7 protein-coding genes are annotated in these 9,298 nt (G+C 29.4%); 5 read left to right on the top strand and 2 right to left on the bottom strand.

The features are described from left to right. Positions 1-265: 265 nt before the first annotated feature. Positions 266-1,666, top strand: coding sequence for an MATE family efflux transporter (locus Q0V15_RS03180; protein WP_297435925.1), 1,401 nt, complete (start codon positions 266-268; stop codon positions 1,664-1,666). A gap of 155 nt (positions 1,667-1,821) precedes the next feature. Then, positions 1,822-3,261, top strand: a complete 1,440-nt coding sequence (locus Q0V15_RS03175) for a DEAD/DEAH box helicase (protein WP_297435923.1) — start codon at positions 1,822-1,824, stop codon at positions 3,259-3,261. Between the two features lie 58 nt (positions 3,262-3,319). On the opposite strand, the gene ytaF is transcribed toward Q0V15_RS03175, so the two are convergent. Then, positions 3,320-3,937, bottom strand: coding sequence for a sporulation membrane protein YtaF (gene ytaF, locus Q0V15_RS03170; protein ID WP_297435922.1), 618 nt, complete (start codon positions 3,935-3,937; stop codon positions 3,320-3,322). A gap of 176 nt (positions 3,938-4,113) precedes the next feature. After that, on the bottom strand, positions 4,114-5,361 hold the full coding sequence (gene uvsE / locus Q0V15_RS03165; RefSeq protein ID WP_297435920.1) for a UV DNA damage repair endonuclease UvsE: 1,248 nt from the start codon (positions 5,359-5,361) through the stop codon (positions 4,114-4,116). Positions 5,362-5,798: 437 nt separating this feature from the next. Between uvsE and ilvN the strand changes: the two genes are divergently transcribed. The 3 genes from ilvN to leuC all read left to right on the top strand — a co-directional run bounded on the left by ilvN (position 5,799) and on the right by leuC (position 9,291). After that, on the top strand, positions 5,799-6,320 hold the full coding sequence (ilvN, locus tag Q0V15_RS03160; RefSeq protein WP_297435918.1) for an acetolactate synthase small subunit: 522 nt from the start codon (positions 5,799-5,801) through the stop codon (positions 6,318-6,320). Positions 6,321-6,352: 32 nt separating this feature from the next. After that, complete coding sequence (gene cimA / locus Q0V15_RS03155; protein WP_297435915.1) at positions 6,353-7,945, top strand: citramalate synthase; 1,593 nt, start codon at positions 6,353-6,355, stop codon at positions 7,943-7,945. 83 nt (positions 7,946-8,028) lie between these two features. Next, positions 8,029-9,291, top strand: a complete 1,263-nt coding sequence (leuC, locus tag Q0V15_RS03150) for a 3-isopropylmalate dehydratase large subunit (RefSeq protein WP_297435913.1) — start codon at positions 8,029-8,031, stop codon at positions 9,289-9,291. Positions 9,292-9,298: the final 7 nt, after the last annotated feature.

The raw sequence follows: 9,298 nt of genomic DNA, 5'->3' as shown, positions 1-9,298 counted from the left end.
GGTATTTAAGTTATCAAAATAATTAACTAATTACAACACCTGAATAGTTACTAAAAATTATATATCATTCAAAAATATTTAATATTATTATTCTGTAAAAATGGTAGATAAAGTTAGTGAGATAGAATATGATAAAATTAGTATTATATAGAGCAAAGGCATCCTATAAATAGGGTGCCTTTAGTTATGTCTATCTTTAAGGGGATTTCATAGATAGTAATTTAATCTAAATTATACTAGTTAAATTTAAGGGGGACAATTAAATATGAAGGAAAAAATCAATGGATTTTTTAATGATAAAAAGTTTTATAAGACGCTTTTTGTTTTAGCATTGCCAATAATAGTGCAAAATTTACTTATGTCATCACTTAGTATGGTGGATACTATGATGGTTGGAGCACTTGGAGATATACCAGTTGCAGCTGTTGGAATAGGAAATCAAGTGAATTTTCTAGTTCAATTATTTATGTTTGGTATTACTGGAGGAAGTGCAATATTTATTTCACAGTTTTGGGGGAAAAAAGATTTAGATAATATAAAGAAAACAGTTGGGCTTAGTGTTATAAGTGTAGTGATTGTTGGAATACTTGCAACTTTTATTGTTTTTATAGGAGTAGAGGGTATAGCAAAATTATTTAGTAGTGATGCAAATCTTTTAAAAGAGGTACATTCTTATCTTAGAATTATGACTACAAGTTATATAGTTAATGGAGCAACAATTTCACTTGCATATAGCCTTAGAAGTATAGAAGATACAAAAACTCCAATGATAATAAGTGCGATATCAATTTTAACTAATGTAGTTTTAAATTATTGTCTTATATTTGGTAATTTTGGAATGCCACAGCTTGGAGTAGCAGGTGCAGCAATAGCTACAGTTATAGCTAGGTATACAGAGTTTATACTTTTATTTATTACAGCAAGAAGAAATGAAGCTTTAAAAGGTTCGTTTAAAAAGTTTATAGATTTTGATTTTATTTTTGTTAAAACTATTTATTGGAAAATAACACCTGTTATGCTTAATGAAATTTCATGGGGGTGTGGGAATTTTCTATATTCAGTTGCATATGGGCAGATAGGAACTTCAGCTATGGCAGCTGTTCAGATTTGTAATAATGTTCAAAATATATTTGTTGTATTTTGTATGAGTATGGCAAGTGCTGCTCTTGTTATGATTGGAAAACAAATTGGAGCATCTAATGAAAAAGAAGCTAAAGTTTATGGACAAAGATTTATAGTTATAGCTTTAGTTTCAGGGCTTATAATATCTATGGGTGTAATTATATTTGATGAAATGATAATTGGTATGTTTAATGTTTCAAGTGAAGTAAAAAAATATTCACTTCTCATATTAAAAGTCTTTGTTTTTATGGCTCCATTTAGAATGATAAATCTTGTTAGTATTGTTGGAGTTTTAAGAGGTGCAGGAGATGCAAAGTATTGCCTTAAAATTGAAACTATTGGAATGTGGCTAATAGGAGTACCACTTGCATTTATAGGAGCGGTAGTTTTAAAGCTTGAAGTTCATCAAGTTATGATGATTGTTTCACTTGAAGAAATTGTTAAACTTACATTTTGTATGTTTAGATTTAAAGGTGGTAAATGGATTCAAAGTGTTATAAAAGATATTAAGTCAGATAAAGTTTTAGAGGTTAATAGTATTTAGTTTTTAGGTGGTGCAGATGTGCATCACCTTTATTTTTTTCTACAAATAATATAAGTATCTGTTATAATAAAGAGTAATAATTCACATGAAGCATTTAGTTTAGGAATTACTAAGTTGGCTTATAATTAGAGTAAGACATTTAGGAGGATTTAAAAATGAGTTTTAAAAAATTAAATTTAGATACAAAAATAATAGCAGCCCTTGATAATCTTGGTTATGTAACACCATCAGATGTTCAAAGAGAAGCTATACCATATTTATTAGATAAAAAAGATATTGTAGTTAAATCAAAAACAGGTTCAGGAAAAACAGCAGCATTTTCTATTCCAGCTTGTGAAATTGCAGTTCTTGAAGAGAGAACAGTTCAAGTTTTAATACTTGCACCAACTAGAGAACTTGCAATTCAAATTCAAGAGGAAATAGGTAATATAGGTAGACTTAAGAAGATTAGAGCTTGTTCTATTTTTGGAAAGATGCCATATAATGACCAAATAAGAGAGCTTAAGCAAAGGGTACATATAGTAGTTGGAACTCCAGGTAGAATTATAGATCATATAAAAAGAGAAACTCTTATTTTGGATGATTTAAAAATGCTTATCATTGATGAAGGTGATAAGATGCTTAATATGGGATTCATTGACCAAATTAAAGATATCTTTAAAGCAGTTCCAAAGAATGTTACAACAGCATTATTCTCAGCAACAGTTCCAGAAGAGATTAAAAGTCTTGTTGATTCATATATGAATGAGCCAAAGTTCTTAGAAGTTAAGGCAAAGCTTGTTAATGAAGGGAAGATACATGAGAGTTTTGTAAAGCTTGATAAGGATGAAAAACTTAAAAATCTTAGAAACACTTTATATGCTAAAAATCCAGAGAGTGCAATAGTATTCTGTAATACTAAGGATGAGGTTAGATCAATAGCTAGATTACTTAGCGCAGATGGAATTGTAACTTGTGAGATTCATGGTGATATGGAGCAAAAAGATAGAATTGAAGTTATGAAAAAATTTAAAAATAAAGAGTTTAAAGTTATGGTTGCAACAGACCTTGCAGCTAGAGGGATTCATATAGACCATATAGAACTTGTTATAAATTATGAAGTTCCAAAGGAACAGGATGCTTATGTTCATAGAATTGGTAGAACTGGTAGAGCTGGAAAAGAAGGGGATGCAATAACTTTTGTAGCACCCTATGAAGAAAGATATTTAAGAGAAGTTGAAGAGTATATTGAAAGAAAAATACCACAAGGGGAAGCAGTTTCAGATGATATTGCGAAAGCTTGCAAAGCTAATTTCAAAGATGTGCAAAGAAAAATGATTGATGAAAATAAGGGGAAAAGAGCAAAAGAAGTTCATAAAGATGTTATGAAACTTCACCTAACTGGTGGTAAAAAGAAAAAAATAAGACCACTTGATGTTGTTGGAGCTGTAAGTAATCTTAAAGGTTTAACAGGTGATGATGTTGGAATTATAGATGTTCAGGATGGATTTACATTTGTTGATATCTTAAATGGTAAGGGGAATGTAGTTCTTAAAAATCATAAAGAAATTACTATAAAAGGTAAAAAAATTAAAGTTTCAAGAGCACAAAGTTAATAAATAAGAAGCCTATGAACCAAAATGGTTCATAGGCTTTTTATATTAATAATAGAAACTAATTTATAGCTTCTATTAGTGCAAGGATTAAAATGATATATCCTGATAGTAGGCTTCCTTTTTCACTAATAAACTTATTAAAGATTATTTTAGATGTATAAATTCCAAGTGGAATTAATAAAAATGAGAAGAAAAATGTTGCCATACTTGTCCAAAGTATATCAAGACCTGTTATGCTGGCAGCTATGCCAAGGGCAAAGTTATTTAAGGCCAAAACTAAAGCTAGCATAAAAGATTCTGACAGTTCAATAACACCAGATTTATCTATATCTGCAACTTCAGGAAACTTTAACATTGCCTTAGGACAGGTTTCACCCTTTGAACAAAGTTCGCTAGGTAATTTAACGTTTTTTGTTTTCCAGTAATCTAATATGAAATAAACTCCTAAAATGAGTAGGACAAAAGCGCCAAGTAAATTTGCATGTTTTAATGGTAAAAAATTTATAAGTACACTTCCAAGAAGCATTGATAAATAAGTTCCAAAAGCTGATATCAATGCGATGACAAGATTACTAAGAAAGCCTATTTTGATGTTTTTAGATCCATAAGCTAGTGCAACAACAAAATTATCTAAACTAGCGGAGAGGACAAAAAGTGTGATAGGTATAAAAGTCATATAAGCCTCCGAAATCTTTCTTATGTAATATTATATAAAGAGAGGGGGGAACTTGTTACACATTATGTAATGAAAAAAATATTATTTCTTTTATGGAAAATGGAACAAAATAAATTAATGATAGTAAAAATAAATGCTAAAAGGCTGAATTAATTTTAAATTAATTCAGCCTTAGTTTATATTTGTGAGAAGAAATATGTTGATAGGATATCTTCAGAGTTATTTCTAATAGCAACTTCATGCATATATGATTTGCAGCGACTAAGTTTATTATTAAGTAGTAGCTTTTCTATATGATTTTTTTCAGATGCTTTTATAGAATTACTCATTATTTTTATTGCATCACGAAGTGCAAGAGAAATACTTCTTCTATCAATAAAGCTTTCAAGTATAGAATCTAGGTAGTGATAAAACTCTATAATAGAGTTAGTACTACGTGCAATATCAAGAGCTTTTTTATCAAACTCAATTCCTTTTTCCACAATTAGAAGCTTATATTTTTTATATTCTTCCATTATAAGTTTTTCATCAAATTTATTTTCTTGTAATTCTTTTATTATATTTTGGCATTTTAGAGTTGATATATCACCATCATTTACATCAAGTGTTATATCTGTATCAAATTTTTTAATAATATTATAAAATTCTAAAAATTTGTCTGTAAATATAGTATCTGATTGTTGACCTTTCTTTTTAGAATGTTTTTGCTGGCTATAATGAACAAACATTTTTCCAAAAGTATTTTCCCATGTCTTAGATACCTCTTCTAATTTTTCGAACAAGGTTAAATTAGTAGAAGGTTTAACTTTATCATATAAAGTATTTAAGATTATAGGAGAATTAACTTCCTTTGCAATCGTTAAAACATCTTCAAAAGAATAGTTTTTGACATCATTCACTAGAACTATTCTATCTTTTGTTTCATTAGATAATAGGTTATATGTATCTATAAATCTTTGTACTGAATTTTCTTTATTTGTATAAACACCACCAATTTCAAGAACTATTTTATGTGAAGTATCAAGCTTTAAAGCTTTTAAAAACTCTGTGTGAGCATTGATAAAGTCAATAGACTTTTTCACAACTTCTTCATTAGGAGAGTTTAAAAGAGTGTACTTTTGAGGAAACATACTTATTCTAATGTTATTATTTTTAATTAAATTAGAAATTTGAGTAAGCTCTGTATTAAGTGTGCTAGTCCAATCAGTAGAAGCATCATATTGATTTATATCTTCTAAAATATCAGAAGTAACTCTAAATAAATGTATATCATTATTTATATTGTGCGCTAGAATTTTTTTTAGACCTTGTAAATTTTTTTTAAATGTTTCTAAAAAACTTTCATTAGAAAAATTCTTAGAAACAATTCTTTTATCTGTTCTAGCATTTATAGTCAAAGGAGCGTAAGAATAACCAATTTTCATAATTACCTGCTAATGAGCATATAGCAATTAGCAGTTCACCACCTTTCATACACTTTTAATCATCTAAAATAAAATTTGATACTAAAAACTCTAAATATAGTATGTGCTAAAAAACCAATCTCTATAAAAAAAATAATGATTTTTGATATTTTATCAATAAATAGCATAATGTATTGACAATTTAGTTCCAAAAGAGTAAAATTTTAACAAATACTAGGGTGTAATAATACATATATATTTAAATAGGTAGAGATTTAATTAATTTAGGGGTGAATTGATTAGATTTATTTTGAAAAATATACAAGTTTAATTATAAATTCTTATGCAGTATAGGTTTTAGAACTTATGCTTTTTATTATATATGAGTGCAACAATATGGAATAAATGCATATGATAAAAGAATATAATTAAGGATTGTAAAAGAAGGGGGCGTTTTTATGAATAAACATGTTTTATCAGTATTAGTTAGGAATTCATTTGGAGTTTTAAGTAGAGTTTCAGGACTTTTTTCAAGGCGAGGATTTAATATAGATAGTCTTACTGTTGGAAAAACTCAGGATGAAAAAGTTTCAAGAATGACAATAACAATAGTAGGGAATCATGCTGTGTTAGACCAAGTTATAAAACAACTTAATAAACTTGAGGATGTTATAAAAATTATAAATATAAATGATGCAGATTCAATTTATAGAGAACTTGTGCTTATAAAGGTTAAAGCATCTTCATCAGAACGTGCTGCAATAAATGAAATTGTAAAGATTTTTAGGTGCAAGATTGTAGATATAGCAAAAGAATCTTTAACTATAGAGCTAACAGGTGATGAAAGTAAGGTAACAGCACTTATAAAACTTGTTTCAGATTATGGAATTAAAGAAATAGTAAGAACAGGTCTTACAGCACTTGAAAGAGGGGATAAAGAAATCACAGCATATGGAGAATATTTTGAAGGTGAATATTAAGATTTTCATTATATAAAAAGGAGGTGGTTTTTTTGTCTAAAATAGAAATATTTGATTCAACGCTTAGAGATGGTGCACAGGGACAAGGTATAAGTTTTTCTTTAGAAGATAAAATAAAGATTTGCAAAAGCCTAGATGAGCTAGGTATTGATTATATAGAAGCTGGAAATCCAGGTTCAAATCCAAAAGATATGGAGTTTTTTAAAAAAATTAAAGATATTAATTTTAAAAATTCTGAAATTGTAGCATTTGGAAGTACAAGAAAACCAAAGATAAAGGTTGAAGATGATAAAAATTTAGAAAGCCTTTTAAGTGCTAATACTAAAACAGTTGTAGTTTTTGGTAAGTCATGGGACTTTCAGGTTATAGATATTTTAAAAACAGAACTTGAAGAAAATTTAAGAATGATAGAAGATACGATAAAGTTTTTAATTGAAAATGGGAGAGAAGTAATTTTTGATGCAGAACATTTTTTTGATGGATATAAAGCTAATAAAGATTATGCAATGGAAACTATAAGGATAGCAGAAACTTCTGGTGCTAAAACAATTGTACTTTGTGATACAAATGGTGGAACTATATCAAGTGAGATAGAGAGAGTTGTTAAAAAAGTTTCAGGTGATATTAGTACAGATATAGGGGTTCATTGTCATAATGATATATCTATGGCAGTAGCAGCTTCAATTGGAGCAGTTCTAAGTGGAGCAAATCATATTCAGGGAACTTTTCTTGGAATTGGTGAACGGTGTGGAAATGCCTGTCTTAGCAGTATAATTCCAACACTAAGTTTGAAGCTTGGATATGATATTAAAGCTAGTGGAAAACTTGAAGATATGACAAAAACAGCAAGGTTTATAGCTGAAATATCTAATATTAGTATAAAAGATGAGGAAGCATATATAGGTAGTGGAGCATTTGCACATAAAGGTGGAATGCATATAGATGCAGTTGTTAAAAATTCTATATCATATGAACATATAGAGCCAAGTCTTGTTGGAAATTCAAGAAGATTTCTAATTTCAGAAGTAAGTGGAAAAGCTACAATTTTAAAAGAAATTCAAAAGATTTTTCCAGAGCTTTCAAAGGAGTCAAAAGAAGTTGAACTAATAACTAAAAGGCTTAAAGAACTTGAATATGAGGGATATCAATTTGAGGGAGCAGATGGAACTATTGAGCTTGTTATGAGAAAAATAATAGGTAAATATGCACCGTTTTTTGAGATTGTAAGTTTTAAGACAATAGGAGAACAGTTGAAAGGAATAGAAGATACTTGTACTTCAACAGCTTTTGTGAATATTTGTGTTGATGGAGAAAAGCATATAACAGCAGCAGAAGGTGAAGGTCCTGTAAATGCTTTAGATAAAGCTCTGAGAAAAGCTTTGGAAGTTTTCTATCCAGAGCTTAAAAAAATTAGACTTATAGATTATAAAGTTAGGGTTTTAGATACAGGGGCAGCAACAGATGCAAAAGTTAGAGTTTTAATGGAATCTACTGATGGAAATGAAAATTGGGGTACAGTTGGAGTTTCTAGAGATGTGATACAAGCAAGTCTTATAGCTCTTGTAGATTCAATAGAATATAGACTTATTAAGGACATAGAGAAAAAGCTTAAGAAGTATTTTTAGTTTAAGAAATATATTTTTATTAATTATAGATAGAAAAATATTTAAAAATTCAGGTATTGAGGTTTAAAAGGGGGATTTATTTTATGGGGATGACTATGACACAAAAGATTTTTGCAAAGCATGCAGGGCTTAAATCTGTTAAAGTGGGACAACTTATTGAGGCAAATTTAGATTTAGTTTTAGGAAATGATATTACAACTCCTGTTGCTGTTAGGGAATTTGATAAGCTTGGGCTTAAAAAAGTATTTCACAGCGATAAGGTTGCAATAGTTCCAGATCACTTTACACCAAATAAGGATATACAATCTGCTGAGCAGTGTAAATGTATAAGAGAGTTTTCTCGCGATAAAGAAGTTAATAACTTTTTTGATATAGGTGAAATGGGAGTTGAACATTGTTTGCTTCCAGAAAAGGGACTTGTTGTTGCTGGTGATTTAGTAATTGGAGCAGATTCACATACTTGCACTTATGGAGCACTTGGAGCTTTCTCAACAGGGATTGGTTCAACAGATATGGCAGCTGGAATGGCTACTGGTAAGTGTTGGTTTAAAATTCCTGAGGCAATAAAGTTTAATTTAACTGGAAAAACAAATAAGTGGATTACAGGAAAAGATGTAATTCTTCATATTATAGGAATGATTGGTGTTGATGGAGCTTTATATAAATCAATGGAGTTTACTGGTGAAGGAATTAAAAATTTAACTATGGATTCAAGATTTACAATGGCTAATATGGCTATTGAAGCTGGAGCTAAGAATGGTATATTCCCAGTTGATGATTTAACTATTGAGTATATTAAAGACCATTCAAAAAAAGAGTGGACAAAATATGAGGCAGATGAGGATGCAGTATATTGTGAAACATATGAGATAGATTTATCTACTATAAAATCAACTATAGCATTCCCACATCTTCCTGATAATACAAAAACTATTGATGAAATACTAGAACCTGTTGAGGTAAATCAAGTAGTTATTGGTTCTTGTACAAATGGAAGAATGCAAGATTTAAGAGAGGCTGCTTCTATATTAAAAGGAAGAAAAGTTAAAAAACAAGTTAGAACTATAGTTATTCCAGGAACTCAAAAGATTTATTTAGAGGCAATGGAAGAGGGATTACTTAAAATATTTATAGAATCTGGTGCAATAGTTTCAACACCAACTTGTGGACCTTGTCTTGGTGGACATATGGGAATCCTTGCAAAAGGTGAGAGAGCATTAGCTACAACAAATAGAAATTTTGTTGGAAGAATGGGACATCCAGAATCAGAAGTTTATCTTGCAAGTCCAGCAGTAGCAGCAGCTACAGCTATTCTTGGGAAGATTGCTTCACCAGAAGAATTATAAGAGGAAA

This window comes from uncultured Clostridium sp. (genome assembly GCF_947036855.1).
Lineage (GTDB): Bacteria > Bacillota > Clostridia > Clostridiales > Clostridiaceae > Sarcina.
The sequence above is the reverse complement of the archived record's forward strand: the minus strand, read 5'-3'. Positions and strand labels throughout refer to the sequence as shown.